Annotated in this window: 24 protein-coding genes; 16 read left to right on the forward strand and 8 right to left on the reverse strand. The window is 71.7% G+C overall.

The genetic code is table 11. The features are described 5' to 3' along the window. Positions 1-155: 155 nt before the first annotated feature. Complete coding sequence (locus tag V4Y04_RS25320) at positions 156-662, reverse strand: protein-tyrosine phosphatase family protein (RefSeq protein ID WP_332430612.1); 507 nt, start codon at positions 660-662, stop codon at positions 156-158. Positions 663-762: 100 nt separating this feature from the next. Between V4Y04_RS25320 and V4Y04_RS25325 the strand changes: the two genes are divergently transcribed. From V4Y04_RS25325 to V4Y04_RS25335, 3 genes are all read left to right on the forward strand, one after another. Continuing rightward, a complete protein-coding gene (locus tag V4Y04_RS25325; protein WP_332430613.1) occupies positions 763-1,578 on the forward strand; it encodes a nuclease-related domain-containing protein in 816 nt (271 codons plus the stop codon). A 289-nt stretch (positions 1,579-1,867) separates the two neighbouring features. After that, positions 1,868-2,383: a SigE family RNA polymerase sigma factor gene (locus tag V4Y04_RS25330; RefSeq protein ID WP_332430615.1), complete on the forward strand. Its 516-nt coding sequence runs from the start codon at positions 1,868-1,870 to the stop codon at positions 2,381-2,383. Further along, entirely contained in the window at positions 2,373-3,137 is a 765-nt protein-coding gene (locus V4Y04_RS25335) for a hypothetical protein (protein WP_332430616.1), read from the forward strand. Before V4Y04_RS25330 ends, V4Y04_RS25335 begins: the two co-directional genes overlap by 11 nt. Before the next feature lie 31 nt (positions 3,138-3,168). Here V4Y04_RS25335 and V4Y04_RS25340 read toward each other — a convergent pair whose 3' ends face one another. After that, positions 3,169-3,924 (reverse strand): response regulator transcription factor, encoded by a 756-nt coding sequence (locus tag V4Y04_RS25340; protein WP_332430617.1) that lies wholly within the window; start codon positions 3,922-3,924, stop codon positions 3,169-3,171. A gap of 844 nt (positions 3,925-4,768) precedes the next feature. On the opposite strand from V4Y04_RS25340, the gene V4Y04_RS25345 reads away from it, so the two are divergent. The 13 genes from V4Y04_RS25345 (at position 4,769) to V4Y04_RS25405 (ending at position 15,890) form a co-directional block, all read left to right on the forward strand. Beyond that, positions 4,769-5,911: a sensor histidine kinase gene (locus V4Y04_RS25345; RefSeq protein ID WP_332430618.1), complete on the forward strand. Its 1,143-nt coding sequence runs from the start codon at positions 4,769-4,771 to the stop codon at positions 5,909-5,911. A gap of 212 nt (positions 5,912-6,123) precedes the next feature. Continuing rightward, positions 6,124-7,026: an ABC transporter ATP-binding protein gene (locus tag V4Y04_RS25350; RefSeq protein WP_332430619.1), complete on the forward strand. Its 903-nt coding sequence runs from the start codon at positions 6,124-6,126 to the stop codon at positions 7,024-7,026. Continuing rightward, positions 7,019-7,771, forward strand: a complete 753-nt coding sequence (locus tag V4Y04_RS25355; protein ID WP_332430620.1) for an ABC transporter permease — start codon at positions 7,019-7,021, stop codon at positions 7,769-7,771. Before V4Y04_RS25350 ends, V4Y04_RS25355 begins: the two co-directional genes overlap by 8 nt. 114 nt (positions 7,772-7,885) lie before the next feature. Continuing rightward, the gene (locus V4Y04_RS25360; protein ID WP_332430621.1) at positions 7,886-8,014 is read left to right on the forward strand and encodes an aborycin family tricyclic lasso peptide; all 129 of its coding nucleotides are present in this window, start codon (positions 7,886-7,888) and stop codon (positions 8,012-8,014) included. A 56-nt stretch (positions 8,015-8,070) separates the two neighbouring features. After that, a complete protein-coding gene (locus V4Y04_RS25365; RefSeq protein ID WP_332430622.1) occupies positions 8,071-9,906 on the forward strand; it encodes a lasso peptide isopeptide bond-forming cyclase in 1,836 nt (611 codons plus the stop codon). After that, positions 9,903-10,166 (forward strand): lasso peptide biosynthesis PqqD family chaperone, encoded by a 264-nt coding sequence (locus tag V4Y04_RS25370; RefSeq protein ID WP_332430623.1) that lies wholly within the window; start codon positions 9,903-9,905, stop codon positions 10,164-10,166. Before V4Y04_RS25365 ends, V4Y04_RS25370 begins: the two co-directional genes overlap by 4 nt. Then, entirely contained in the window at positions 10,163-10,594 is a 432-nt protein-coding gene (locus tag V4Y04_RS25375) for a lasso peptide biosynthesis B2 protein (protein WP_332430625.1), read from the forward strand. Before V4Y04_RS25370 ends, V4Y04_RS25375 begins: the two co-directional genes overlap by 4 nt. Further along, the gene (locus tag V4Y04_RS25380) at positions 10,591-11,556 is read left to right on the forward strand and encodes an ATP-binding cassette domain-containing protein (protein WP_332430626.1); all 966 of its coding nucleotides are present in this window, start codon (positions 10,591-10,593) and stop codon (positions 11,554-11,556) included. Before V4Y04_RS25375 ends, V4Y04_RS25380 begins: the two co-directional genes overlap by 4 nt. Next, entirely contained in the window at positions 11,553-12,431 is an 879-nt protein-coding gene (locus V4Y04_RS25385) for an ABC transporter permease (protein WP_332430627.1), read from the forward strand. The genes V4Y04_RS25380 and V4Y04_RS25385 overlap by 4 nt, the downstream gene beginning before the upstream one ends. 79 nt (positions 12,432-12,510) lie before the next feature. Next, positions 12,511-13,065 (forward strand): MauE/DoxX family redox-associated membrane protein, encoded by a 555-nt coding sequence (locus V4Y04_RS25390; RefSeq protein ID WP_332430628.1) that lies wholly within the window; start codon positions 12,511-12,513, stop codon positions 13,063-13,065. 2 nt (positions 13,066-13,067) lie between these two features. Continuing rightward, the gene (locus V4Y04_RS25395) at positions 13,068-13,790 is read left to right on the forward strand and encodes a DsbA family protein (protein ID WP_332430629.1); all 723 of its coding nucleotides are present in this window, start codon (positions 13,068-13,070) and stop codon (positions 13,788-13,790) included. Next, on the forward strand, positions 13,787-15,109 hold the full coding sequence (gene mslH / locus V4Y04_RS25400; protein ID WP_332430630.1) for a lasso peptide C-terminal Trp epimerase: 1,323 nt from the start codon (positions 13,787-13,789) through the stop codon (positions 15,107-15,109). The genes V4Y04_RS25395 and mslH overlap by 4 nt, the downstream gene beginning before the upstream one ends. Positions 15,110-15,215: 106 nt before the next feature. Continuing rightward, positions 15,216-15,890 (forward strand): response regulator transcription factor, encoded by a 675-nt coding sequence (locus V4Y04_RS25405; protein WP_332430631.1) that lies wholly within the window; start codon positions 15,216-15,218, stop codon positions 15,888-15,890. 102 nt (positions 15,891-15,992) lie between these two features. On the opposite strand, the gene V4Y04_RS25410 is transcribed toward V4Y04_RS25405, so the two are convergent. The 6 genes from V4Y04_RS25410 to V4Y04_RS25435 form a co-directional block, all read right to left on the reverse strand. After that, a complete protein-coding gene (locus V4Y04_RS25410) occupies positions 15,993-16,853 on the reverse strand; it encodes a carbohydrate ABC transporter permease (protein WP_332430632.1) in 861 nt (286 codons plus the stop codon). Continuing rightward, entirely contained in the window at positions 16,850-17,788 is a 939-nt protein-coding gene (locus tag V4Y04_RS25415) for a carbohydrate ABC transporter permease (protein ID WP_332430633.1), read from the reverse strand. Before V4Y04_RS25415 ends, V4Y04_RS25410 begins: the two co-directional genes overlap by 4 nt. After that, on the reverse strand, positions 17,785-19,137 hold the full coding sequence (locus V4Y04_RS25420; protein WP_332430634.1) for an ABC transporter substrate-binding protein: 1,353 nt from the start codon (positions 19,135-19,137) through the stop codon (positions 17,785-17,787). Before V4Y04_RS25420 ends, V4Y04_RS25415 begins: the two co-directional genes overlap by 4 nt. 673 nt (positions 19,138-19,810) lie before the next feature. Beyond that, on the reverse strand, positions 19,811-21,184 hold the full coding sequence (locus V4Y04_RS25425; RefSeq protein ID WP_332430635.1) for a cryptochrome/photolyase family protein: 1,374 nt from the start codon (positions 21,182-21,184) through the stop codon (positions 19,811-19,813). A gap of 93 nt (positions 21,185-21,277) precedes the next feature. Further along, a complete protein-coding gene (locus V4Y04_RS25430; RefSeq protein ID WP_332432997.1) occupies positions 21,278-22,927 on the reverse strand; it encodes an SDR family oxidoreductase in 1,650 nt (549 codons plus the stop codon). A gap of 100 nt (positions 22,928-23,027) precedes the next feature. Next, the gene (locus tag V4Y04_RS25435) at positions 23,028-25,244 is read right to left on the reverse strand and encodes an MMPL family transporter (RefSeq protein ID WP_332430636.1); all 2,217 of its coding nucleotides are present in this window, start codon (positions 25,242-25,244) and stop codon (positions 23,028-23,030) included. Positions 25,245-25,317: the final 73 nt, after the last annotated feature.

Raw genomic sequence — 25,317 nt, forward strand, 5'->3', positions numbered from 1 at the left:
ACCAAACGCCACATTAGAAGCAGCCCTCCACCCCCGCCCACCTTGGTGCGCCATCGGAGACGGCCGTCCGGATCGCCTCACGTCGTCGCTGGTGACAGCCCCGTGCTGAGGAAGCGTCAGGGCGGCCGACGCGCGCACCCCGCGGCGTCCCGCCCCTACTCCGTCAGCTCCTCCAGCAGCCTGGCCGTCGTCAGCCCGGTCCGCAGGTAGTCGACGAACAGTTCGTTGTGCAGGGCCCAGCCCGAGCGGCGGGCCCGGATCAGCCGGATCGCCTCCTCGGCGGAGCTGCCCCGGCGCATCAGCGCGTGCGCGACGACCAGTCCGGAGCGGTTGTACCCGTGAAAGCAGCGCACGAGGACCTTGCGGCCGTCGTCCAGCGCCTCGCACGCCGCCTCGGCGAGCCGGATGACCCCCAGGAGCTGGGTCCCGTCGAGCGGCCCGTCCGGGATCGGCCACACATGGTGCTCGACCCCGGGGGCCGGTCCGTGCCCCGGCAGTCGCAGCAGCGTCTGCACAAGATCGAACTCCTGGCGCACCGCCGCGAGCTCCAGCTGTCCGGCCCGGCCCCTGAACTCGTGCCCTCCCATCCACAGACCGGGCACGATCTCGTCCCATGGAGTACCCGGTGCGGGTATGTCGGATTGCTTCCTGCGGGTATGCAACGGTGCCTCCCCGGCGTCACCACCCAAGTCCTCTCAAGGTAGCCGTGTTCTTGCCCCTGGAGCACCCCACCTGTTCCCATGGAGGGTGGGGTGATGGTGCATGAACGGTCTGCGCGTCGTACCGGCCTGGCGGCACGGTCAGGAGCGGCTGTACGTCTGCCTCCCGGACGGCAGGAACGTCGCCTGGTACGACCGTGACGCGGCCAGGGTCAACCTGCTCGGCGAGGACCGCGAGGCGGAGGTGCTCGAAGCGCTCGGCCCCTTCCTCACCGGCCAGGTCGCGGTCGGCCCGCCCCCGGTCCCCACCCCCGCCGAGCTGGCGCGACTCACCCTCCACCCCGACGACGACCTCGCCCCGAACCGCCCCGGCGAGGCCCTCCTGGTCGCCCTCGACCGCGCCCTCGACCGCGACCCCGGCCTCGCCCACCGTCTCCGCCCCGACCCGCGTCACCGGGCCCTCGAGGCGGAGCGGACGGTGGGCGAGGCCCTGGACCGCATGGACGGCCTGGGGATACGCGTCCTGCACTCGATTCCGCTCCCCGGCGGCGACCGGGTCCACCACCTGGCGATCGGTCCCGGCGGCCTGTACGCCGTACACGCCGTGTACGCCCGTAGGCAGCGGGTGACGGTCACCGACCCGCTGGTCACCCTCGGCCGCCGCGAGCCGCACCCCGTGCTGCGCCGTGTCCGGGCCGATGCCGACCGGGTCTCGTACGCCCTGACCGCGGAGGTCCGCCCGGTGCTCGTCCTGGTCGGAGCGTCGCGCGTGACGGTGAGGACCCCGCCGCGCGAGGTGCGCGTCCTGACGGACGACGAGGTGGAGCGTCTGGGCGATCAGGGGGGTGTACTGAAACCGGCCGACGTGGAGGCCCTGCACGCGATGGCACGGGACCGGAGGACGTGGGCCCGGCTCTGAGCGGGGTGGGACGGGCAGGCCGGGCGGGCTGAGCGGGCCGTCGGGCGGGCCGTCCGGGCGGGCTGAGCGGGCGGGCGGGCCCGGCGGCAGGCGACCGTGGACGGCTGCCCACGGTCGTGGACGGGCGCGGACAGGGAAACGATATGCACCCGTAAGGCGGTTGATGGATCCCGGGACCCGTGTTCCGCGTCTTCCTTCAGGGCTGTGCTTCCATGTGCGTGATCTGCCGACCTGTGTGCATGTCAGGGACGGCCGGTCGTAAGTACATTCACTGACACCGGCGGAGGGCATGACCGAGGACGAGTTCGACGCTTTCTACGCGGCCGCGTTCCCCCGTCTGACCGGGCAGCTCTTCGCCTTCACCGGAGACCTGGGCGAGGCTCAGGACGTGGTCCAGGAGGCGTTCGTACGGGCCTGGGACCGACGCCACAAGCTTCAGGCCGACGGGGCGCCCGAGGCGTGGGTACGCACGGTCGCCATGCGTCTCGCGGTCAGCCGCTGGCGCCGCGCGCGACGCTGGGTGGAACTGGTGCGCCATTCCGCGCCACCGGAAACGACCCCCGGTCCCGGCCCCGAACGCGCCGCGCTGGTCGCCGCGTTGCGCGAACTGCCCGAGCACCAGCGCATGGCGGTCGTCCTTCACCATCTGTGCGACCTCAGTGTCGAACAGGTAGCCTCCGAGACCGGCGCACCCGTGGGGACGGTCAAGGTCCGGCTGTTCCGGGGGCGGGCGGCCCTGGCCAAACAGCTGGCGGTGGACGAGGCCGATGAGCCGGCCTGGAGGGAGGGTGGTCGTGTCGGATGAACTCGCCGCAGCATTGCGCGAGTTGGCGGAGGCGCATGAGGCCCCGCCGCCCGTACCGGCCGCCGAGGTCCGCACCCGGGCGCGACGCCGATCCCGCCGTCGCCGGACCACCGTCCGCCTCGGCCTGGCTACCTCGGTGGCCGGCATGCTGGCGACGATCGGACTGACCGTGCACGCCGAGGAACCCGGCCACGACCCGCGCGCCTCGGCCGAGTCCGCGACGATCGGCACGCCGACGTCCAGCCCCCGGACACCCGAGGCGGCCGGCCGGCCGGCCGGCGCGGAGGAGGCCGTCCTGGATCTGGGCCGTCACACCCTCACGTTCGACGGCCGTGTCATGCGCGTCGACTCGCGCTTCTTCGCCACCCTCCTGGCACCCGGCCGCGAACTGACCGTGCGGGCCAAGCACGAGGTCATGCTGCTCCGGGGCGACGCGAGCGCCGAGAACCGCTACGAGGCCAAGGTCCCGTACGTGGTGGAGCTGCGCACCGGCGGCCGGCCGCCGGTCTACGCGGGCGCCCTCGCCTTCGACACCGGATCCCTCGGCGCCCTTGACGCCAGGACGGGCTGGCTGGGCCTGAGCGTCAGCGACGCGCGATGGTTCTACACCCGCATCCGGCAGGGCGAACACATCGAGATCGCCTCCACGGCCGCCCCGAAGACCCGCTCCGGCATCACCCCGGCCCCGGCCGAAACCACTGCGGACCCGGCCGGCCCCGAAACCGGAACCGCGACCTCCCGCCCGCGGGCCTGACCGACCGGGGCCCGGACCGGCCCCGCCGCGCTCAGCCGCTCTGCGACACCAGGGCTTCCGCGGGGGCGCCGGGGCCACCGGGATCACCGGGATCACCGGGGCCACCGGGATCACCGGGGCCACCGGGACCGCCGAGGCCGGCGTCTCGGGCCAGCACCGCCGCCGTGGTCCGATCGTGCACCTCGAGTTTCGCGAAGATCCGCGAAACATAGTTGCGCACGGTCTTCTCGGCCAGGTAAAGACGCCGGGAGATCTGTTGGTTGCCCATTCCGTCGGCGAGTAATTTCAGTATCTCCAGCTCCCGACTGGTCAGGTCGGAGAATACGGTCGGCTCCCTGAGCAACTGCATCGCGGTGAAATACTGACTCAACCGGGAGGCTATGGTCGGACTGAAAGCGGCACCGCCCTTGGCTACTATCTGGAGGGCGTAGAGCAGTTCCTCGGACGATTCTATGTGTGCGAGATAGCCGTTCACTCCTCCGCGCAGGGCGGTAACGATCGCGTCGTCGTCATCGTTCTGCGACACCACGATCACCTTTGGGCGCGACTTCTCGTTCCGGTACCGCGAAGTGATCCGGTGGACATCCTCGGAGACCGTTCTTTTCGACGACGGCTCGCCGATGATGATGACGTGCGGCTTCTGTTCGGTGTGCTCAAGGCATCGGATACCGTCCGAACCGTCCACGGCCCGGCCTATGACGGTGACCTCGTCATCCTGATCGAATATTGCTTCCAACCCGGCAAGCGCCACCGGATTGTTGCTGATGACGAACAGGTTGATCTCCATGTGCCGGCATCTCCTAGAATTCTCCCGGTGAGATCCCGGGTGAGGTCGATTCCTATCGGGCCACTCTTCATGAGAAGGGTTCTCCTTCATGCATGGCGATTGGAGTGTGAATTCCCAGAGATGATTGGTGTGGCCCCCGTATGTTGCCCCCGAATCGGGAGCGGTGCACCGTCGGTGCACTGTTCTTCGGTTCTTCTTCACCTGTTCATGGAATGCACCACGGGCGGTCGCGTGGGCATCCGACGCGTGGTCGTGATGGCTGCCTGCCGAGGTGTCGGGTGCGGGCGGTGTGCGCACCCGGCGTGGTGGCGCCGCATGAGAGGTCGGAGAGCCTGAAAGTGCCGTGGGGTGGCACAAGTCTCCTTCTGGTCATCCTTCATTGACATGAGAGGAAGAGTGCATGGCTCTGCTGACGCCGAGTATGCGTATGTGATCGAGGGGAACGCAAGGTCGTCCCTCAAGTGAAGAATGGTGTTCCGTTTGATGGGTGACTATCGGTCGAGATCATATTTCGCGTTGCGGGCCTCGCGCGCAGGCTGTCGCCGGACACGTCGGGATCCGGGCGGACGCCCCGTCACCTGCGGTTCCGGTGCCCGCCCAGGGGGCGTGCCCGCCCGGGGAAGCACCGGCGCGCCCTTGCCGCGGGTGCGACGCACGGGTGGCCGAAACGGGAAGGGCGGTGCGGGGCGCCGGTGGCATCGGCGACCGCCGGCCGTATTGACTTGCCCGGTGCCGAGCCCTCGACGAATTTCCAGCAAATGCGAAAAGAAACGCTCCGCGGGCGACGACAGCCGTCGCGCGAAGTCGTCGGACGTGCCGCCGACCGAGCGCCCGGGTGCGGCCCATGGGTGACGCCGCCGGCCGTCGTCCGGTCCTGCTCGACGCGCCGGCCGCACTCGCGTTCGCGTTGCTCCCGCACGTGGCGGTGCTGAGACCGGCCGCCGACGACGGGGTGAGTGTCGGCGCCGTGTGGCTGCTGTCGCTCGGCGCCGCGCTGCCGTTGGTCGTGCGGTGGCTGTGGCCCCTGCCGGTCTTCGGGTTCGTGCTGACCGCCGCCTGCGTGGCGCTGGCAGTCGGCCTCGGACCGGCCCCGCTGCTCGCCGCCGCGTACGCCCTGTATCCGGTGGCCGCCACGAGGCTGCGGCCAGGGCTGTCTGCGGCCTTCACCGCCGGGCTGTGCGCGACGGGCGCCGCTCTGCTCACCGTGACGGGAGGGCAGAGCTACCAGGGCGGGACCAAGCCGGTGCAGATCGTGTTCGGAGTGCTCGTCCTCGGCGCCACCTGGTCGGCGGGGACGGCCGTCCGGGAACGCGGGGAGAGCCTGCGCCGCGCCCTCGCGCACGCCGCCGAGCAGGCGAAGGCCGAGGAACGCCTCCGCATCGCCCGCGACATCCACGACGTCGTCACGCACAGCGTGGGCCTCATCGCGGTCAAGGCCGGTGTCGCCAATCATGTGATCGCCACGCGTCCCGAGGAGGCACGGGAAGCCCTGGAGGTGATCGAGGACGTCAGCCGCCGGGCACTGCGCGACATGCGGGCCACCCTCAAAGTGCTGCGCAGGGACCACGAGGGCGACGGACGGGACCTCAGACCGGTGCTCGGGCTGGACGACCTTCCCTCTCTCGCGGAGACGGCACAGACAGCCGGCGCCCGCGTCGATCTGCGGTCCCGGCGCGCGGAGGAACCTCCTGACGGCGTCGCACTGTCCGCGTTCCGGATTGTCCAGGAGGCGCTGACCAACGTGGTCAAACACGCTGCGCCGACCGACTGCCGGGTACATCTCACCGCGGAACGGGGCACGTTGACGATCGACGTCACCGACGACGGCCCCGACCCCGAAGCCGGCTCCGGACCGCGACCGGTGGTGCCCGGCGGTGGAATGGGCCTCGTCGGAATGAAGGAGCGGGTCGCCGCGCACGGCGGCACCCTCAGCGCGGGGCCCCGGCCGGGCCGCGGTTTCCAGGTCCTTGCGACACTGCCGTACTGAACGGAGCTCGGGCGGTCCGTCAGCGCGGAGCCGGTTTCGCACCCCGCCCGTCGCCCGCTCGTGTCCCCGCGCTCAGTCGCGTCCCGCCCACAGCTCACCTGCGCCTTCTCCGGCGCCCTCATCCGCGAGTATGACTTCGACCCGCGCGGCCCGTGCGGCAGTCCCGACCCGGGACCGATGTGGCCGCCCCTCTGCCCGGACAGACTCGCCATGTGATTGACGTCCAGAACTTGACCAAGCGGTACGGGCAGCGCACCGTCGTCGACGGACTCACCTTCACGGTGCCGTCAGGGACCGTGACCGGGTTCCTCGGCCCCAACGGTGCCGGGAAGTCGACCACCATGCGGATGATGCTCGGCCTGACCCATCCGGACGCCGGAGCCGTGCGCATCGACGGGCACGCCTATCCCGAGCTGCGGTACCCGGTCCGGCATGTCGGTGCCCTGCTGGAGACGTCCGTCCCGCACCGCAGCCTGACCGCCGCCCACCACCTGCTGTGGCTCGCACAGAGCAACCGGATCCCCCGCGGGCGCGTCGCGGAGGTCCTGGAGACGGTCGGCCTGACCGGGGCCGCCCGACGGCGTGTCGGCACATTCTCCCTCGGCATGGGCCAGCGGCTCGGGCTGGCCGCGGCGCTGCTCGGGGACCCGCCCGTGCTCGTGCTCGACGAACCGGTCAACGGCCTCGACGCGGAGGGCATCCGGTGGCTGCGCGAACTGCTGCGCTCGATGGCCGCCGAAGGCCGGACCGTCCTCGTCTCCAGCCATCTGATGACCGAGATGTCCCTCGTCGCGGACCATCTGATCGTCATCGACCGAGGACGGCTTCTCGCGGAGACCGGCATGGCGGACTTCATCCGGCGCCACGGACGCACGTACGTCCGGGTCCGGACACCGGAACCCATGCGGCTCAACAGCATCCTGGAGCGGAAAGGGGCCTCACTGAGGCCGGCGGCGGACGGCAGCCTGGAGATCGACGGAATGTCGGCGGCCGAGATCAACCGGCTGGCCGCGGCCGACGGACTCGCCCTCGAAGAGCTCAGCACCCACACGGCATCCCTCGAGGACACCTTCCTCGAGCTCACCGGCAACCAAGAAGGCACCACCCATGTCTGAGACGGTCGCGGCCATCCGGGCCGAGTTCACCAAGTTGCGAGGCGTCCGCGGCACGTTCCTCTCCCTGCTGCTGTTCATCCCCGTCAGCGTCTTCATCGCCGCCCTGGGAGGCTGGTCGGCGAAGGGCGCCATCGACTCCGAGAACCCGGGACTCCGCTCCGACTTCACCGCCGAACAGGCCGGCCTGGACGGCATCCTCTATGGCCAGCTCGCCCTGATCGTGTTCGGCGTGCTCATCGTCTCCAGCGAGTACACCTCGGGCATGATGCGCGTCTCGCTGCTGGCCGTGCCCCGGCGCGGTCGGCTCTACGCGGCGAAGACGGCTGTCACCGCTGCCGTCGCGCTCGCCGTCGCCGTCCCCGTCACGATCGCCGGCTACCTGGTCACCCAGCTCGCCCTGGGACCGCACGGCGCCCCGATCGACGCGAGCGGTGTCCCCCGTGCCCTCGCCGGGGCCGTGGTCTACCTGACACTGATGAGCCTCTTCGCGGCGGGTGTCGCGGCAACGGCCCGCAGCGCCGTCATCCCGCTGGCGATCCTGCTGCCGATGGTGCTCGCCGGATCCCAGATCCTGTCCGTCATCGGAGCGACGAAGGAGATGGCGCGGTACTTCCCCGACCGGGCCGGCACCGAGATGCTCACCGTCGACTCGAACGACGCCGCCACCGGATTCGCCGTGCTGCTCGCGTGGACCGTCGCCGCGCTGGCCGCCGGCTACGTCCGGCACCGCCGGTGGGACGCGTGACGGGACTTGCCTGAGGCATGTGTCCCATGCCCTTGGGACACGCCTCCCCATAGTTTCCCAGTCAGGTCACGGGCCGAACAGGCGGCCCGAACGATCCGACCACTGGGAGGAACCATGTCCGCGATCTACGAGCCCCCCGCCCTGCAGGAAGTCGGGGACTTCGACGAGCTCACCAAGTGCCTCGGCATCGGGAGCTGCCAGGACTTCGCCGGCTGCGGTTACGCGGTCGTCTGCTTCTGGTGATCACACCGGTGCCGGTGCGCCCCGGCGCACCGGCACCGCCCGGGGAACGAGGCGACATGGAATTCGTAGTTCTTCCGGACTGTCCCGCGGCCGCCCACCTCGCCGCGGACCTGCCGGCCGCACGCCGCATCGACCATGCGTCGGGGCGGCCATGGATCGTGGGCGACTGGCCCGAGGACGAGGCCACGGTGTTCGAAGCGGGCCCGCGGCGGATGGTGCTACTGGGCCGCACCCGGCTGGACCGGGCGGCCGTCACGGCCGCGCTCGGCCGGCTGCGCTCGCTCCGCGACGTGGACACGATCGCGTCCCGGCTGCCGGGCGTCCTCCATCTGGCGGTCTCGCTGGACGGCCGCAGCAGGGTCCAGGGCTCGGTGGCCGGCGTACGCCAGATCTTCACCACCGAGGCCGGTGGCGTGACGGTGGCCGCCAGTGCCGTAGGGCCGCTGCTGAGCCTGACCGGCGCGGACCTCGACGACACGGTGCTCGCCGCCCGCCTGCTGGCACCCGGCGGCGCGCCCTGGCCGCTGTCCCTGCGCCCCGTCCACCGAGGCATCGACGCCCTCGGCACCGGGCACTGGCTCGAGCAGGAACCCGACGGCCGGTCACGGCAGATCCGCTGGTGGACCCTGCCGGAGGCCACCCGCTCCCTCGTGCAGGGGGCTGAGGCCGTACGCTCGGCCCTCACCGAGGCGATCGCCGCCCGAACACGGCCGGACACCACCCTCAGCGCCGACCTGTCCGGCGGTCTGGACTCGACGTCCCTGTGCTTCCTCGCCGACGCGGCCGGCGCCGACCTGGTGACCTACCACGTGATGCCGCTCGACGGCGCCAACGAGGACACCGCCTGGGCCCGCAAGGCCGCCGTGATGCTCCCGGACGCCCGCCACCACACGCTCTCCTCCGACCGCGCCGAGAACCTGTTCGACGTCGGATACACCGCCGCTCATGCGCACCTCGCCCCGGAAGGGCCCGCGACCTGGGCCTCCGGACTCGCCCACATACAGGATCTGTCCCGGCGAGCCACGGCCGAAGGCGTGTCCCTGCACCTGACCGGCTTCGGCGGCGACGAGCTGTTCGGCCGGATGCCCGCCTGCGCCTGGTCACTGGCCCGGGCCCACCCGGTCGGCGGCCTCGCCCTGGTGAACCGCTACCGGCTGGCCAACCGCTGGGCTTGGGGCGCGACCGTACGAGCACTCACCGACCGGTCGACGTTCGCACAGAACCTCGCCACGGTCGCCGCCCGGATCAGCGACCCGCCCCAGCCCCTCAGCGAACCCGACTTCGGCTGGGTGTTCGCGCCCCGGATGCCCGCCTGGGCCACCCCGGACGCCGTCTCGGCCGTCCGGGACCTGCTCACCGCCACCGCCGCGGACACGCCCGGCCCCCTGGACACCGACCGGGCCCGGCATCAGGCGCTCGCCTCGATCGTCTTCGAAGGCAAGACGGTCCGTCAGGCCAACACGGCCGTCGCCGGCACGGGCATCGTCTGGGACGCGCCCCTCCTCGACGACCGCGTACTGGAGGCGGCCCTGTCCACCCGGGTCGACCAGCGTCTGGCCGCCGGGCGGTTCAAGCCCCTGCTCACCACCGCCGTCCGCGGCACGGTGCCCGACGACATCCTCGACCGCCGCGACAAGGGCGAGTTCAGCGCCGAGGCGTTCCGGGGCCTGGAGCGCAACCGGGCCCGGTTCCTGGAGCTGTGCGAGGACTCGCACCTCGCCCGGCTCGGTCTCATCGACCCCGCGGCCTTCAGGTCCGCGGTGCTCGACCCCGGGCCGATGTCCCACCACCTCCAGCCGATCGAGACCACCGTGGCGTGCGAGAGCTGGCTGCGGACGCACTCCCGCCCGCACCCCCGCCCGCACCACCAGGACACGGGAGAACACAGATGAAACTGAGCCTTGCCCGCGATGTCACCCTCACCCCCGTCGACTCCGGAGCCGTGCTGCTCGACGGACGCCGGGGCCGCTACTGGCAGCTGAACCGGTCGGGCTCCACGATCCTGCGCAAACTGCTCGACGGGGAGAGCCCCGACGCGGCCGCCGCCAGTCTGTCCGCCGCGGCCCCCGTGAGTGAGGCCCAGGTGCAACAGGACGTGAAGGCCCTCGTCGACGCGCTGAGCGCCGCCCACCTCGTGGAGGTCTCGCCATGACCACCCCAGCCGTCGCCGAAGAGGCTCCGCGGCTCCCCCTGCGCCGGCAGATCGCGCCCCGGTGCGCGGCCGGCGCGGCCCGCCTGCTCATCCGGCTGCCTCCGGCCCGGCTGCAGCGGGTCCTGCGGGTGCTCAGCAAGGGCAGCCGGCCCGCGCCCCACACCCAGGTCGCGCGGGCCCGCCGGTCGGTGGTCTCGGTCAGCACCCGCTGCGCCGGACTCGGCTGCCTCCAGCGATCCGTGGCCACCGTCCTGCTGTGCCGCGCCAAGGGCACCTGGGCCGACTGGTGCACCGGGTTCCGCACCCAGCCCTTCGGCGCGCACGCCTGGGTCGAGGTCGACGGGCGGCCGGTGGACGAGCCCGGAGAGCTGAGCATGTTCCGGACCGTACTGGCGGTGCGCCGCCCCGACCGGAAGGGCCGCTCGTGACCGCGATCAGGGCCGAGGGCCTCTATGCGTACTACGGCACCACACCGGCCGTCAACGGTCTCGACCTGACCGTGTCCGACGGCGAGACATTCGGCTTTCTGGGCCCGAACGGGGCCGGGAAGACGACCACGATCGGCATGCTCACCACACTGCTCAAGCCCACCGCGGGCCGGGCCGAGGTGGCCGGCTTCGACGTGACGGCCCGGCCCGCCGAAGTCCGCCGCCGGGTCGGCATCGTCTTCCAGGAGTCGACACTCGATCTGGATCTCACCTCGGCCGAGAACCTCCGGTTCCAGGCCGACCTGTGCGGGCTCGACCGCCGCGAGGCACGGGGTGAGATCTCCGCGATGCTCGACATGATGGAGCTGTCCGAGCGCAGCAGAGTCCCCGTACGGCAGTTCTCCACCGGCCTGCGCCGCCGTCTGGAGATCGCCCGCGGCCTGCTCGGTGCCCCCCGGATCCTCTTCCTGGACGAGCCCACCACCGGACTCGACGCGCAGACCCGCGCCGCCGTCTGGGAGCACCTGACCACGCTGCGGGAGGAACGGGGCATCACGGTCTTCTTCACCACGCACCAGCTGGAGGAGGCCGAGCACTGCGACCGGATCGCGATCTTCGATCACGGCAAGTTGATCACCCAGGGATCGCCCGCGGAACTGAAGTCCGTCATCGGGGCCGACGTCGTCGTGCTGCGCACCGAGGACGATCCGCGTGCCGTGGACGCTCTGTCCGACCGCTTCGGGCTGCCGGCCGAACTCACCCCCGACGGCCTGTGCCTGCGGGTCTCGGACGGCGCCACCCTGGTACCCCGGCTCTGCACCGAACTGGGTCTGGCCGTGCGCTCGGTGACCGTGACCACGCCGACGATCGACGACGTCTTCCTGCACCACACCGGGTCCGCCATCCGTGACAACCAGGTGACCGCGCGAACCCTCGGCAACATAGGGGAGGGCCTGCGATGAGCCGGACCGACACCGTCCTGGACGCCCCCGGCGGCACCATCGGGGCCACCGCCGGCCGGCCGGCCGCCGGCGGGCCGGGGAACGTCCTCAAACCGGTCTCCCTCCTCTGGCGGCGGGAGATGACGCGGCTGCGGCACAACCCGGTACGCCTCGCCATGGGGCTGGTGACGCCGCTGCTGTTCCTCGTCGTCCTCGGCACCGGCCTCGACGCCGCGTCCTCCAGTCTCGGCAAGGCGCAACTGAACGACTACCGGGCCTTTCTGTTCCCCGGCGTGCTGGTCATGTCGGTGCAGGCTCCGGCGATCGCGGTGGGCATCTCCCTCGTGTGGGACCGCAGGCTCGGGGTCCTTCGCCAGATGCTCGTCTCGCCGTTCCCGCGATCCAGCATCGTGCTGGGCCTTGCTCTCGGCGGCGCCACCACGGGCGGCATCTACGCACTCATGCTGCTCTCGGTCGGTGGCATCGCGGGCATCCGGTACACCCCGATGCTGCTGGTCGTGGTGCTCGAGATGCTGCTCGTGTCGCTGATGTTCACCGCGCTCGGACTGCTCGCCGCGGTCACGATCCGGCAGGTCGACACCTTCCAGATCGTGGTGAACCTGAGTCTGATGCCGCTCATGTTCTTCTCCGGCGCGATGTTCCCGCCGAACGGGCTTCCGGGCTGGCTCGACACCGTGGTCAAGCTGAATCCGCTCACGTACGGCGTCGACGCGGTCCGCCGGACCCTGCCGGGCCCGGACGTCCTGACCTCGGAGCAGACCCGTCTGATGCTCGGGGACTGGAATCCGCCCGTGATCGCGGAACTGGGGCTGCTGGCCGCCATCACCGCCGTCGCGCTCGGACTGGCCACGTACCGCTTCTCCCGCACGCAGTAAGCCATACGCGGCAGACCTGCACGCGGCGGACCTGCACGCGGCGGACCTGCACGCAGTGAGTTCGAGGGGAGTTCGCACGGTGGGTGTCACGAAACCAAGGACGGTACGGGACACGAGGCCGGGGGCGGCGCGGGGTACGGAGGCGAAGGCCGCCCGGATCACGATGGAGTGGATCGGGACCGCGGCGCGGCTGCTCCTGGCGGCGGTCCTGGGCTACGCCGGCCTGCTGAAGATCCAGGACCTCACGGAGGCGGGCCGGACGGTCGCCCTCTACCGGATCGTGCCCGAGGACCTTGCCCAACTCGTCGGTGGTGCTCTCCCGTTCGTCGAGCTGGCGCTCGCCCTGCTGCTGGTCGCGGGGTTGGCCACCAGGGCGGTGGCGGCCGCCACCGTCGCACTGATGGTGATGTACATCGCGGCCATCACCTCGGTGTGGGCCCGAGGACTGTCCATCGACTGCGGCTGCTTCAGCAGCGGCGGCACCGTGACCAGCGGGGCCGAACGCGGCTATGTCATCGACATAGCCCGTGACCTGGTCTTCCTCGCCGCGGCCGTCCTCCTGGTCCGGAGCCCGCGAACCCGGTACGCGCTGGACCGCTGGGTCCTGGAAGAGCTGGAAGAGAAGGAGCGATAGGCATGCAGCCGACGGACGTCATGGTGCGGGAGATGGTGCAGAAGCGGCGCCGCCGACGGCGCACCCTGGGGGTGTCGCTGGTGGCCGTGGCCGTGGTGGCCGGTGCCGCGCTCGTCGGTGCCGGCCTCGTCCGGGCGAACAACACGGCGCCGGACGAGGCACCGAACCGTGTCCCCGCAGGGGTGACCGACGACGATGCGGGGCTGGCCGTCTCCACCGGCAAGGTACGGATCGACCTCTACCTCGACTACCTCTGCCCCGAATGCCGCAACACGGAGCGGGCCCTCGCCCCCGAACTGGAGACCCTGAAGGCCGGCGGCGAGGTGAGCGTCGTCTACCACCCGGTCGTCTTCCTCGACAACCGCAGCAGCCCCGAGGGCTACTCGACCCGCGCCGCCTCCGCCGCGGCCTGCGCGGCCGACCAGGGCAGGTTCGAGCAGTACTCCGCGGTGCTGTTCGACGAGCAGCCCTCGGAGGGCGGGCCCGGACTCGGCGAGGCCCGGCTGATCGCCGCCGGCCGGGACGCGGGAATCACCGACGACTCCTTCGCGGCCTGCGTCCAGGACGGCACGTACACACCCTGGACGGCGTACGTCTCCGATGTCGCCGCCTCGCGCAAGGTCGCGCTGACCCCGACCGTCATGGTGGAAGGCGAACGTATCGAGGTCACCGGCTCGGACGCTGCCGCCGCACTCACCCGCGCGGTGCGGGAGGCTCAGGGATGACCCGGCTGACCGTGGCGCTCTCCGGCGACTGCATGGCGACCAGAGGAGCGCTGATCACCTCCGACCCGGCCGCCCGGGAACTCCGGGAGGTGCTGCGCTCGGCGGACTTCGCCTTCACCAACCTGGAGGTCGTGCCCGCCGGCGGACGGGGGCACCCGGTGCACAACGCGGCCGGTGGCGGCGGCCTGATCGCGGACCCCGGAGTGCTCGACGAGATCACGGCGGCGGGGTTCGACGTACTGGGCTGCGCGAACAACCATGCGCTGGACCTGGGGGCGGACGGCCTGCTCGGCACCGTCGACCTGCTGAACGCGAAGCGGATCCCCTTCGCCGGGATCGGCGCCGACCTCACCGCCGCGCGACGGCCGGTCTATGTCGACCGGCCCGGGGGCAGCCTGGCCCTGATCTCGTGCAGTTCGACGTTCCTGCCCGGGCAGGAGGCGGCCGAACCCTCGCCCGACCTGCCGGGCCGGCCCGGCCTGAACCCGCTGCGGCACACCGCGACACTGCGGGTGACGCCCGCCCAGCTGGACACACTCCGGGAGATCGACGGCGAGACGGGGCTGCGGGACCGGCGGGCCGAAGCGCGCACCCTGCTCGGGTTCGATCCCGCCATGCCCTCGCCCGACCGGCTCATGCTGTTCGGCACGCGCTTCCAGGCCGCGGACGTCCCGGGGTTCACCACCAGCTGCGATCCGAAAGACCTCGACGAGATCTCCCGGTGGGTGGCCGAGGCGCGACGGCGCGCGGATCTCGTCATGGTCGCCGTGCACTCCCATGAGCCCGGTCCGACGCCGGAGACACCCGGCGAGTTCCTTCGTGTGTTCGCCCATCGGATGATCGACGAAGGCGCCGACATCGTCGTCGGACACGGCCCGCACCTCCTGCGCGGAATGGAGCTCCACCGGGGAAAGCCGATCTTCTACAGCTTGGGCAACATCGTCAGCCAGATCGAACTCGCCGATCATGTCCCCGCCGAGGACTACGCGAGGATTCCCGCGGCGGACCAGCTCACCCCGGGCCACTACTTCGACGAGCTCAGCTCACACGGCCGACGGCTGTTCGCCCCGCATCGCCCGTACTGGCGGACACTCGTGCCGGTGCTCACCTTCGACGACGGGGAACTGGTCGGCTCGCGCCTCCACCCGGTCGAGCTGGGCTTCGGGGAGCGGGTGCACCGCCGGGGCCGTCCCCGCCTGGCCGGGACGGCCGAAGCGAAGGAGATCCTCACCGACTTCGCCCGGCTCGCGGAGCCGTACGGCGTCACCGTCCCGGTCGGGGACACCGGGACGGGCGAGCTGGTCGTCGACGGCGCATGAGCGAACGGCGGCCGACGGGACGAAACCGCTGTTCCGACCTGCTGGAACGGCAAAACCCGATGGCCCGATGAGCGGCGTGCGGGAAACAGCGTGCGAGGATGGCGAAATGGGTGAGGCGGTGCGGGTGCTGATCGCGGACGATCAGGCCCTGTTGCGCGGCAGTTTCCGGGTCCTCGTCGATTCCACTCCCGGCATGGAGACGGTCGGCGAGGCGGGTGACGGCGCCGAGGCGGTGGAGCTCGCCCGGCAACTCGCCCCGGACGTCGTCCTGATGGATCTGCGTATGCCCGTCATGGACGGCATCGCGGCCACCCGGGAGATCTGTTCCGACGAGACCATGGCCGGTGTGCGGGTGCTGGCCCTCACGATGTTCGACATGGACGAGTACGTCTACCCGGCCCTGCAGGCGGGCGCGAGCGGATTCATGCTGAAGGATGCCTCGCCGTCCGACCTCGTCGCCGGCATCCGGGTCATCGCCACCGGCGAGGGCGTCCTGGCCCCCTCCGTCACGCGCCGTCTCATCGCCGCCTTCTCGCGCGACGACGAGACGGCCCGGCCGGCCCCCCGGCTCGTCGGGCTCACCGGGCGGGAGCAGGAGGTCCTGGTTCTGATCGCCAACGGACTGTCGAACGCGGAGATCTCCCGGCAGTTGGTGATCAGCCTGCCCACCGTGAAGACGCACGTGAGCAGTCTCCTGGCCAAACTGCACGCCCGCGACCGCGCCCAACTGGTCATCATCGCCTATGAGAGCGGCCTCGCCGAGCGCGGAATGCCCACCTGACGAACCGGCGCCCCCGCGTCAGGCCGGAAGTGTCCCCGGCGGGAAGTGTCCCCGGCGGGGACGAGGTTCCTCCGTTCCGCCGCCCCTGCCCGCTCCACCCCCCTACCCCTTGACCGCCCCCGACGTCAGCCCGCGGATGAACGAGCGCTGGAGGGCCAGGAAGGCGAGTACGGACGGCAGCATGGCCAGGAACGCGCCCACGAGGAGTACGCCGATGCCCACCTGGTCGTCCGAGCGCATGGAACGCAGGGCCAGCGGCAGGGTGTACTGGGCCGGGTCCGTGGCGACCAGCAGGGGGAGCATGTACTGGTCCCAGATCATGGTGAAACCGAAGATGCCGATGACGCCCAGCGCGGGGCGGCACAGAGGCAGCACGACCTGCCAGAAGATGCGGAACTCGCCCGCGCCGTCCAGCTTCGCCGACTCCTCCAGCTCCCTGGGGATCTCCTTCATGAACTCGGTCATGACCAGGATGGAGAAGCCCCACGCCGCCACCGGCACGATCATGCCGGCCAGCGAGCCGACCAGGCTGATGTGCACCACCGGCAGATCCGCCAGCAGCACCGACAGCGGTACGGCCAGCACCTCCTCCGGCAGCGTCATCGTCGCCAGGACGATCACCAGCACCGCCGCCGAACCGCGGAAGCGCTTACGGGCCAGGGCGTAGCCGGCGAAGACGCTGACCAGGACCTGCAGGGCCAGGCCGAAGCCGACCACGATGAAGGAGTTGAGGAGGTAGTCCAGGACGCCCCGGTCGATCGCCCGTTCCAGGTTGTCGAGCGACAGCCGGTCGGGGAACAGGGTGAACTGCGTCGGGTCCACGGTCGGTGTGAAGGCGCCGACCATCAGCGCCAGCAGCGGCCCCGCGAAGATCACGAAAAGGACGGTGTACAGGACGAACCGGGCGGCCCGGGCCCATGGCCCGCGTGCCTCCCGTAGGCCGAGCGCGGTCTCGTTCCTCATCGGGCCTCCCTCCTGCGCAGTCGCGACGCGACGGTCAGCACCAGCAGGACCAGGAACAGCAGCACGGTTCCGGCCGCCGCCACACCCAGCTCGTTGCGTTCGAGTCCGAGCTTGTACGTCAGCGTCAGCAGCACCTCCGTCGAGCCGTCCGGCCCGCCGTTGGTGAGCAGGAACACCTCGGTGAAGATCCGCAGGCCCCGGATCGCCGCCAGGGTCAGCAGGATCGCGAACACCGGCCGCAGACCGGGCAGCGTGACGTGCCAGATCCGGCGGAAGCGCGAGGCGCCGTCGACCGCCGACGCCTCGTACAGCACCCGGTCCACACCGGCCAGCCCCGCCAGGAAGATCATCATGTCGTAGGGGGCGCCCCGCCAGACACCGACGAAGGCGATGGACGCCAGTGAGCTGTCCGGTGAGTTGAGGAACTCGCTCGGCCCCAGGCCGAAGACGGACAGCACCGAGTTCAGCGCCCCGCCCTCGGCCGGGTAGTACATGACCCGCCACACCTCGGCCACCACCGCCATGGCCGTGACCACCGGCAGGAAGATCGCCGACCGGACGAACCACAGGCTCCGGGTCTGCCCCTCCAGCAGCAGAGCCAGCGCGAGACCGAGCACGATCGACCCGGCGGTGGTCGCCACGGCCAGGACCACGGTGTGCCACACCGCCGCGCCGAAATCTGAACTACCAGCTATCTCCGTGTAGTTCGCGCCGCCGACGTAGGTGTTGCCGAGGAACGGACGGACCTCCTCGAAGCTCATCCGCACGGCCTGGGCCATGGGGATGAACTTGAAGTACAGGAAGAGCAGCAGGGCCGGGGCCAGGAAGAGCCACGGTGTCGCGGCCCGTCGCAGCCGCACCTTCGCCGGCGGGCCCGCGCGCAGCGGACGCCGGGTGTCCGGGCCCGGTGACGTCCGTGCCTCGGTCACCGTCATTCGTCCTTGGCCCCCTGCCTCTCGAGCTCGGCGTCCAGCTCGTCCGCCAGCTCGCCCATCGCCTTGCCCGCGTCGCGCGAGCATGTGGAGACGACGCCGTTCAGGCCCTCGGACGACATCTGCCGGACGGCGGACCAGTTGGGCAGGGCCGGCGCGTTGCGCCCGGACTCGTTGTAGACCTCCTGGAAGGTCTCCCAGCGGGGGTCCTTCCGTTCGGCGGCCCCGTCGACCGTCGTGTTGACCGGCAGCCGGACGATGATGCCGCCGTTGTCGACGCCGAGACCGATCTTCTGGCCGGCCGGGGAGGCGGCGAACTCGGCGTACTCCTGCTGGCCCTTCTCGTTGCCGGAGCCGGCCATCAGGTAGACGTTCTCGCCCTCCGCCAGGACGGCCTCGCCGCCGGCGCCCGGCGGCGGCGCGATCACCTCGTACTTGTCCTTGCCGAGCGACCCGTCGAAGCGCGGCAGCATGTACGGGCCGGTCAGGTAGATGCCGCCCCTGCCGCTCTCGAAGAAGGTGTGCGTGGCCGAGGAGTCGGCGGTACTGGCGCCCGGCTGCGCGACCTTGGATTCGCAGAACATCGCCTGGAGCTTCTCGACCGCCGCGACCGACGCGGGCTCGTCGATCGCGGCCACGTAGCCCTCGCCCCGCTCCTTGACGAAGTCGCCGCCCCCGGACCACAGCATGGTCGAGAACCACCAGGTCAGATAGCCGCGGGTGGTGCTCCCGGGTATCACCATGCCGGCGGTGTCGTTCTTGCCGTTGCCGTCCGGGTCGTCGTCGGTGAACTTCACGGCCAGTTCGGTGAGTTCGTCCCAGGTCCTGGGAACGTCGGCGCCCACGGCCTCCCGCCAGTCCTTGCGCACCAGCAGCGCGAAGGCCTGCGAGTTGAAGGGCACGCCGTAGTACTTGCCGTCGTAGCCCCGCGCGGCCTCCCAGGCGCGGTCGGCGAGATCGGCGCTCCCGGTCACAACCTCGCGGTCGACCTCGCGGACCAGCCCCTGGGTCACCAGGTTGCCCAGCTGGCCCGTGTCGTTGATGACGACGTCCGGCAGGTCCTTCTGCGCGGTGCGCTGCTGAAGCTTGGTCTCGAAGTCCGTGACACCGACGGCGACCAGCTTCGCCTCGATGCCGCTCTCCTTGGTGAAGGCCTTGGTGAGGGCCTCGGCCGACTCCGCGGCGGGACTCCCGGCGTCCTGCCGGATCCAGACCTCCAGGGGCCGGGAGTCGTCCTGCCGGGCTGTGCCGCCCGAGGAACAAGCGGTGGCGGTGGCAGCGGTCACGGCGAGAACGGCGGCGAGAACGCCGGCCTGCCGCCCTCCTCTTGGCTTGCGGAGTTGCTTGGACACGAGTGGCTCCGTCCAGTGCGTACGGGCGAGGTGACCGGACTCTACGCACCGGCAGCCCACCTCATCAAGACAGTGAACACCATTTATATACATGAACCGTCAGGGGGTGATCGGCGAGCAATCGGTCGTGCCGACGGCGGGGCGAGCGGCGGTGCGAGCCGTGGTGCGAGCTGTGGTGCGAGCGGGGTGCGAGAAGGGGGTGGGAGCGGTGGTGCCGTCGGGACGGCACGGTCCGGTCGGAAGTCCTGTGCGGCACCGTGGGACACATGGGTGACAACCGGATCGTGAACACCCACCAGGCCGAGTCGTGGAACCGCTCGTCCCGGACCGTGACACGCGGATCCGGCGCCGACGGCCGCTCGCGCAGCGCGTACCGGCGCTCCGGCCCGGTGGCGACGACCGCCGGATCGTGCCGCAGGAGGGACCCTCGATCGCGCCGGAGACACCGCCCGGCTCCAGGGTGATCCGGAGTTCGCAGAGGTCCTCGGCCGGGCGAGGCCGGGAGGGGCGACGAGGCGACCGCCGTCACCCCGCTCGATCGGCCCGGCCGCGCTCGAGGACGCCGGGAAAATCTCTTGTCTCCCCGGGATCCCCTTGTCTGCCCGGGATCCCCCGCGCGGTGAACGCCCCGTTCCGAGTCCCCACCCCGAGGCGCGGAGTACGGAGCCCGGGCTCAGTCGAGGCCGCGGGCGTGTGCGAAGCGGGTCAGCCCGTCGGCGAGACCGATCAGCGGGGCGGGATAGTCCAGGGCGGCACGCCGGTCCTCCGGCAGTCGCCAGGGCTCGTGCACGTTCCGCTCGTCCACGTCTTTCAGTTCGGGTACCCAGCGCCGTACGTAGGCGCCGTCCGGGTCGTAACGCCGGCCCTGGCGCACGGGGTTGAGGACGCGGTTCGGGCGGGTGTCGTTGCCGGTCCCGGCGACCCACTGCCAGTTGAGCTGGTTGTTGACGAGGTCGCCGTCCACGAGCAGGTCCAGGAAGTGCCGGGCGCCGACCCGCCAGTCCACGTACAGCGTCTTGGTCAGGAAGCTCGCCGCCAGCAGCCGTGCCCGGTTGTGCATCCAGCCCTCGTGGAGCAGTTGGCGCATCGCCGCGTCCACGACCGGATAGCCGGTACGGCCCGCCCGCCACGCGGCGATGTCCTCGGCCGCCTCGTCCTCGGTCCGCCACCGGTCGTGCCGGGGGCGGTAGTCCCGCCGGGACGCCTCGGGCCGCGCCGCCAGCACCTGGTGGTGGAAGTCGCGCCAGCACAACTGGCGTACGAACGCCTCCGCCCCGGCTCCACCCCGCGAGCGGGCCCGCTGGACGAGTTCCACCGGCGAGAGGGCCCCGAAGTGGAGGTAGGGCGAGAGCCGGGAGGTCGCGTCGCCCGCCAGATCGTCGTGCCCCTCCACGTACGCCGGCATCCGGGACCGGGCCCATCGGGCGAACCGTTCGCGCCCCCGCGTCTCGCCCCCGGTGGGGAGACCGGGCGAGAGGCCGGGCAGACCGTCACGGGAGGGCAGCGGCTCGCCGCGCACCGCGCCGGGCACCCGCACGGCACGCGGCGCCGGGCAGCTTTCCCGCAGCCGCTCCTGCGACCAGCGGCGGAAGTAGGGGGTGAACACGGCATAGTGGTCGGACCCGGCGGGCGTCACGGCCCCGGCGGCGACGGCGGTGATCACGGCGTCGTGCACCCGCAGCGCCACTCCGCGCCGGCCGAGGTCCTCCCGCAGCCGCTCCTCCCGCCGCTGGGCGTAGCCGCTGACGCCCGCCGCCATGTGCACCTCCGCGGCCCCGCACTCCGCGGCGACCGCGCCGGCCTCCCGGACCACCGGCCCCGTACGCACGACCAGCCGGCCGCCGCGCCGGCGCAGTGAGGCGTCGAGATCCCGCAGACAGTCGGCGAGGAAGGCGGCACGGTTCGGCACGTCGAAGCCGGCCGCGTGGACACCGGGGTCGCGTACGAAGAGCGGCACCACCTCGTCGGCCGCGGCGAGCGCGGCACGCAGCGGCGGGTGATCGTGCAGACGCAGATCCGAGGTGAACAGGACGACCGCGACGGTCATGGGGCTGCTCCTGGTCGTGCATGAGGCCTTGTTCGCTTTCCCACCGTCCCTTCGGGCTGTTCCCGGCCCACGGATGCGGAGCCGGGCACGCCCTCACCGGACTTGCCCCCCGCGGCGCGGGCGCCGGGCGCGCCATACGTGCCGTACGCCCCGTGCGCCCCGTACGGGCTCGTGGCTTTCGCGGCGGCCCCTGCGGGCATCGGCCCCGTGCGCGCTCATGCCCTTCGCGGCCGCCTGGGTGATGTTGCGGGCCATGCCGCCGAAGACGACGGCGTGGAACGGGGCGACGGACCACCAGTAGGCGTGGCCCGGCAGCCCACGCGGGTGGAACAGGGCGCGTTGCCGGTAATGAGTACGGCCCTCGTCGTCCGTGCCGGCGTACATCTCCAGCCACGCCAGGCCCGGCAGCCGCATCTCGGCCCGCAGCCGCAGCAGCCGGCCGGGCTCGATCTCCTCGACCCGCCAGAAGTCCAGCGAGTCCCCGACCCGCAGCCGCTCGGCGTCGCGCCGCCCGCGCCGCAGGCCGACACCGCCGACGAACCGGTCCAGCCAGCCCCGCACCGCCCAGGCCAGCGGGAAGGAGTACCAGCCGTTGTCCCCGCCGATGCCCTCGATCACCTTCCACAGCGACTCCACGGACGCCTCGACCGGCATCCGGCGCTCGTCCTGGTAGAGACTCCCGCCGGCCCAGTCGGGGTCGGTGGGCAGCGGATCGCTGGGCGCCCCCGGCAGGCTCGCGGACGACCAGCGCGTGGCGACCTGCGCCTCCCGCACCCGCCGCAGCGCCAGTGCCAGCGCCTCGTCGAACGGCAGCGGACTGCCCGGCGTGTCGGGCACGTACCGGGCGATGTCGTGCTCGTGGCAGACGACCTCGTGGCGCAGCGATTCCGTCAACGGCCGGGCCAGGGAGGCGGGTACGGGAGTGACGAGCCCGATCCAGTGGCTGGACAGCCTCGGCGTGAGCACCGGCACCGGCACGACGAGCCGCCGCCGCAGGCCGGCCAGGACGGCGTACCGCTGCATCATCTCGCGGTAGGTGATGATGTCCGGCCCACCGATGTCGAACGTCCGGTCGACTTCTGCGGGCATGCCGGCCGAGCCCACCAGGTACCGCAGCACATCGCGTACCGCGACCGGCTGGATCCGGGTGTGCACCCAGCTGGGGGTCACCATGACCGGCAGCCGCTCGGTCAGATAACGCAGCATCTCGAACGACGCCGACCCCGACCCGATGACGACCGCGGCCCGCAGCACGGTGGCGGGCACCGGCCCGTCGAGGAAGATCCGCCCCACCTCGGCGCGGGAGCGCAGATGCGGGGACAGGGACCGCTCCGGGACACCGCGCGGGGTCAGCCCGCCCAGGTAGACGATGCGCCGTACGCCGGCGGCCCGGGCCTCCTCCGTGAAGGTCCGGGCCGCCCGCCGGTCGGTCTCCTCGAACCCGGAGCCGGTACCGAGGGCGTGCACCAGGTAGTAGGCGACGTCGATCCCGCGCAGGGCCGCGGCGACCGAACCGGGATCCGTGACGTCGCCCCGGACTGTCTCGACGTCACCCGCCCAGGGATGGTCGCGGAGCTTGCCGGGGGTGCGGGCGAGGCACCGCACCCGGTGGCCGGCCCGCAGCAGCTCCGGTACGAGGCGGCCACCGACGTATCCGGAGGCGCCGGTGACCAGGCAGTGCAACCGCTCGGCGCCGCCCCCGCCCCGCTGTCCGTCCGAGCCCGCGTCCCTGTCCGCGTTCATCCCCGCGTCGGTGCCCACGTCCGTCTCCTCCGCGCTCGCCCGAGGCCGCTTTCCGCTTCCTCTCGTCCGATCATGGCGGCAGCGCGGTGCCCGCGCCCGTTCAGCCGGACCGGGAACCGGATCCGGCGTCGGAGGCGGGACCGGCACCGGGACCGGCACCGGCTCCGGTCCCGGTCCCGGTCCCGGAGCCCGCACCGGCCCCCGCGTCGCCCTTGCGGGCCAGGACGCTCGGCCACCACGCCCGCGGACCGATGTCGATCACCAGCGCGGGCACCAGGAGCGAGCGGACCACGAGGGTGTCGAGCAGGACGCCGAAGGCCACGATGAACGCGATCTGGACCAGGAAGGCCAGGGGGATCACCATCAGGGCCGCGAACGTCGCCGCGAGGACGACACCCGCCGAGGTGATGACCCCGCCGGTCGTGGTGAGCCCGCGCAGCACGCCCTGCCGGCTGCCGTGCGTGAGCGCCTCCTCCCGGACCCGGGACATCAGGAAGATGTTGTAGTCGACGCCCAGCGCCACCAGGAACACGAACCCGTACAGCGGTACCGAGGCGTCCGTGCCCGAGAACCCGAGGAGATGCTCGAAGACGAGTGCCGAGACCCCGAGCGTCGCCAGGAAGTTGAGCCCCACGGTCGCCACCAGCAGCACCGGTACGAGCAGCGAGCGCAGCAGCAGGACGAGGATCAGCAGAATGATGGCGAGCACGATCGGCACGATCACCGTACGGTCCCGGGCGGCGGTCTCCTGGGTGTCGTACTGCTGCGCCGTGTAGCCGCCGACCAGCGCGTCGGCCCCGGAGACCGCGTGCACGTTCTCGCGGAGCCGTTCGACGGTCTCCTTGGCGGCGTCGCTGTCGGCCCCGGCCTCGAGCGTGGCGGAGATCTGGACGCGGCCGTCGGCGACGAGCGGCTCGCCCCCGGGACGCCCCGAGGCGGAGATCGTGGCGGCCGACGCCACACCGTCGGTCTTCTCGGCCGCGGCCGTCACCTGGGCGGCACGGCCGGCGTCGGCGACGATGACGGCGGGGTTGCCGGAGCCGCCGGGGAAGTGCTCACCGAGTGTCTCCTGGGCGGAGACCGAGGAGGCCTCGCCGACGAAGATCTCGTCGAGCGGGACGCCCTTCGAGGAGAGGGCCGGGGAGAAGGCCGCGAAGACGGCGAGCACCAGCGCGGTCACCACCCACGTCGCGCGCGGCCGCCGGTCCACGGTCGCGGCGACCCGCTGCCACACACCGGGCTTCTCCACGGAGCCGTCCGCGGAGGGCGTGCTGTCGGCCGCCTTCGGCCGGGAGGGCCAGAAGGCGCTGCGCCCCAGCAGGGCCAGCACGGCCGGCAGGAAGGTGAGCGTGGAGAGCACGGAGCACACGATGCCGATGGCGCCGACCGGCCCGAGGGCGCGGTTGTTGGTGAGATCGCTGGCGAGCAGGGCCAGCAGGCCGAGCGCCACGGTCGCGGCACTGGCCGTGATCGCCCCGAACGAGCGGCGCACCGCGGTCGCCGCGGCCGCGAACCGGTCCCCGCGCGCGGCGAGTTCCTCGCGGAAGCGCGCGGTCAGCAGCAGCGCGTAGTCCGTGGCGGCGCCGATCACGAGGATGGAGAGGATGCCCTGCACCTGGCCGTCCACCCGGACGACGTCCCGGTCGGCCAGCGCGTACACGACCGCGCACGCGAGGGCGAGGGCGAAGACGGACCCGAGGATGATCAGGAACGGCAGCAGGACGCTCCGGTAGACCAGCAGAAGGATCACCAGCACCGCGGCGAGCGCCACGCCCAGCAGCAGCCCGTCGATCCCGGCGAACGCGTCCGACAGATCGGCCTGGCTCGCCGCCGGTCCCGCGATCTGCGCCGTGGTCCCCGGCACGCTGTTCGCCGCCTCCCGGATCTCGTCCAGGACCTTGGACAGGTCGTCCTCGAGGTCGGGCTTCAGCGGGACGACGGACTGCATGGCCTGCTGGTCGTCGGAGACGAGGGCGGGCGACGGAGCACCGACGACCCCGGGCCGCCCGGCGAGCCCGCCGACCGCCCGGGTGGCCGCCTCCCGCTGCGCCTCGGTGACCGTGCCGTCCCCGCCCTTGCCGACCGTCCACACCACGATGGCGGGAACCGTCCGCGACGCCCCGGCCCGCTCGAACGACTCACCCGCTTCGAGCACCTTGGTCGACTCGGCGCTCTGCGGCAGGAACGCGGCCTGGTCGTTGGTGGAGACCTCGCCCAGCTTGCCCGCGTAGGGGCCGAGCATGCCGCCCACACCCAGCCAGACGATCAGCAGGACGAGCGGCACGAGCCACCGGCCCCAGCGCGGTGTGGTTCTCATCGAATCCCCAAGCAACATCGGAACAGAACGGAACAGAACGGAATGGAATGGAACGGAACGGGACAGGAAAGTA

The sequence above is a fragment of the Streptomyces sp. P9-A2 genome (assembly GCF_036634175.1).
In the GTDB taxonomy this organism is placed as follows: domain Bacteria; phylum Actinomycetota; class Actinomycetes; order Streptomycetales; family Streptomycetaceae; genus Streptomyces; species Streptomyces pratens.

Excerpts from the sequence above, each read along its gene's own strand:
- V4Y04_RS25365 (WP_332430622.1), top strand. The coding sequence starts at position 8,071 with ATGGAATTCGTAGTTCTTCCGGACTGTCCCGCGGCCGCCCACCTCGCC.
- V4Y04_RS25410 (WP_332430632.1), bottom strand. The coding sequence starts at position 16,853 with ATGAGGAACGAGACCGCGCTCGGCCTACGGGAGGCACGCGGGCCATGG.
- V4Y04_RS25375 (WP_332430625.1), top strand. The coding sequence starts at position 10,163 with ATGACCACCCCAGCCGTCGCCGAAGAGGCTCCGCGGCTCCCCCTGCGC.
- V4Y04_RS25430 (WP_332432997.1), bottom strand. The coding sequence starts at position 22,927 with ATGAACGCGGACAGGGACGCGGGCTCGGACGGACAGCGGGGCGGGGGC.
- V4Y04_RS25340 (WP_332430617.1), bottom strand. The coding sequence starts at position 3,924 with ATGGAGATCAACCTGTTCGTCATCAGCAACAATCCGGTGGCGCTTGCC.
- V4Y04_RS25415 (WP_332430633.1), bottom strand. The coding sequence starts at position 17,788 with ATGACGGTGACCGAGGCACGGACGTCACCGGGCCCGGACACCCGGCGT.
- V4Y04_RS25435 (WP_332430636.1), bottom strand. The coding sequence starts at position 25,244 with ATGAGAACCACACCGCGCTGGGGCCGGTGGCTCGTGCCGCTCGTCCTG.
- V4Y04_RS25355 (WP_332430620.1), top strand. The coding sequence starts at position 7,019 with ATGTCTGAGACGGTCGCGGCCATCCGGGCCGAGTTCACCAAGTTGCGA.
- V4Y04_RS25370 (WP_332430623.1), top strand. The coding sequence starts at position 9,903 with ATGAAACTGAGCCTTGCCCGCGATGTCACCCTCACCCCCGTCGACTCC.
- V4Y04_RS25345 (WP_332430618.1), top strand. The coding sequence starts at position 4,769 with ATGGGTGACGCCGCCGGCCGTCGTCCGGTCCTGCTCGACGCGCCGGCC.
- V4Y04_RS25385 (WP_332430627.1), top strand. The coding sequence starts at position 11,553 with ATGAGCCGGACCGACACCGTCCTGGACGCCCCCGGCGGCACCATCGGG.
- V4Y04_RS25360 (WP_332430621.1), top strand. The coding sequence starts at position 7,886 with ATGTCCGCGATCTACGAGCCCCCCGCCCTGCAGGAAGTCGGGGACTTC.
- V4Y04_RS25405 (WP_332430631.1), top strand. The coding sequence starts at position 15,216 with ATGGGTGAGGCGGTGCGGGTGCTGATCGCGGACGATCAGGCCCTGTTG.
- mslH (WP_332430630.1), top strand. The coding sequence starts at position 13,787 with ATGACCCGGCTGACCGTGGCGCTCTCCGGCGACTGCATGGCGACCAGA.
- V4Y04_RS25330 (WP_332430615.1), top strand. The coding sequence starts at position 1,868 with ATGACCGAGGACGAGTTCGACGCTTTCTACGCGGCCGCGTTCCCCCGT.
- V4Y04_RS25325 (WP_332430613.1), top strand. The coding sequence starts at position 763 with ATGAACGGTCTGCGCGTCGTACCGGCCTGGCGGCACGGTCAGGAGCGG.
- V4Y04_RS25395 (WP_332430629.1), top strand. The coding sequence starts at position 13,068 with ATGCAGCCGACGGACGTCATGGTGCGGGAGATGGTGCAGAAGCGGCGC.
- V4Y04_RS25425 (WP_332430635.1), bottom strand. The coding sequence starts at position 21,184 with ATGACCGTCGCGGTCGTCCTGTTCACCTCGGATCTGCGTCTGCACGAT.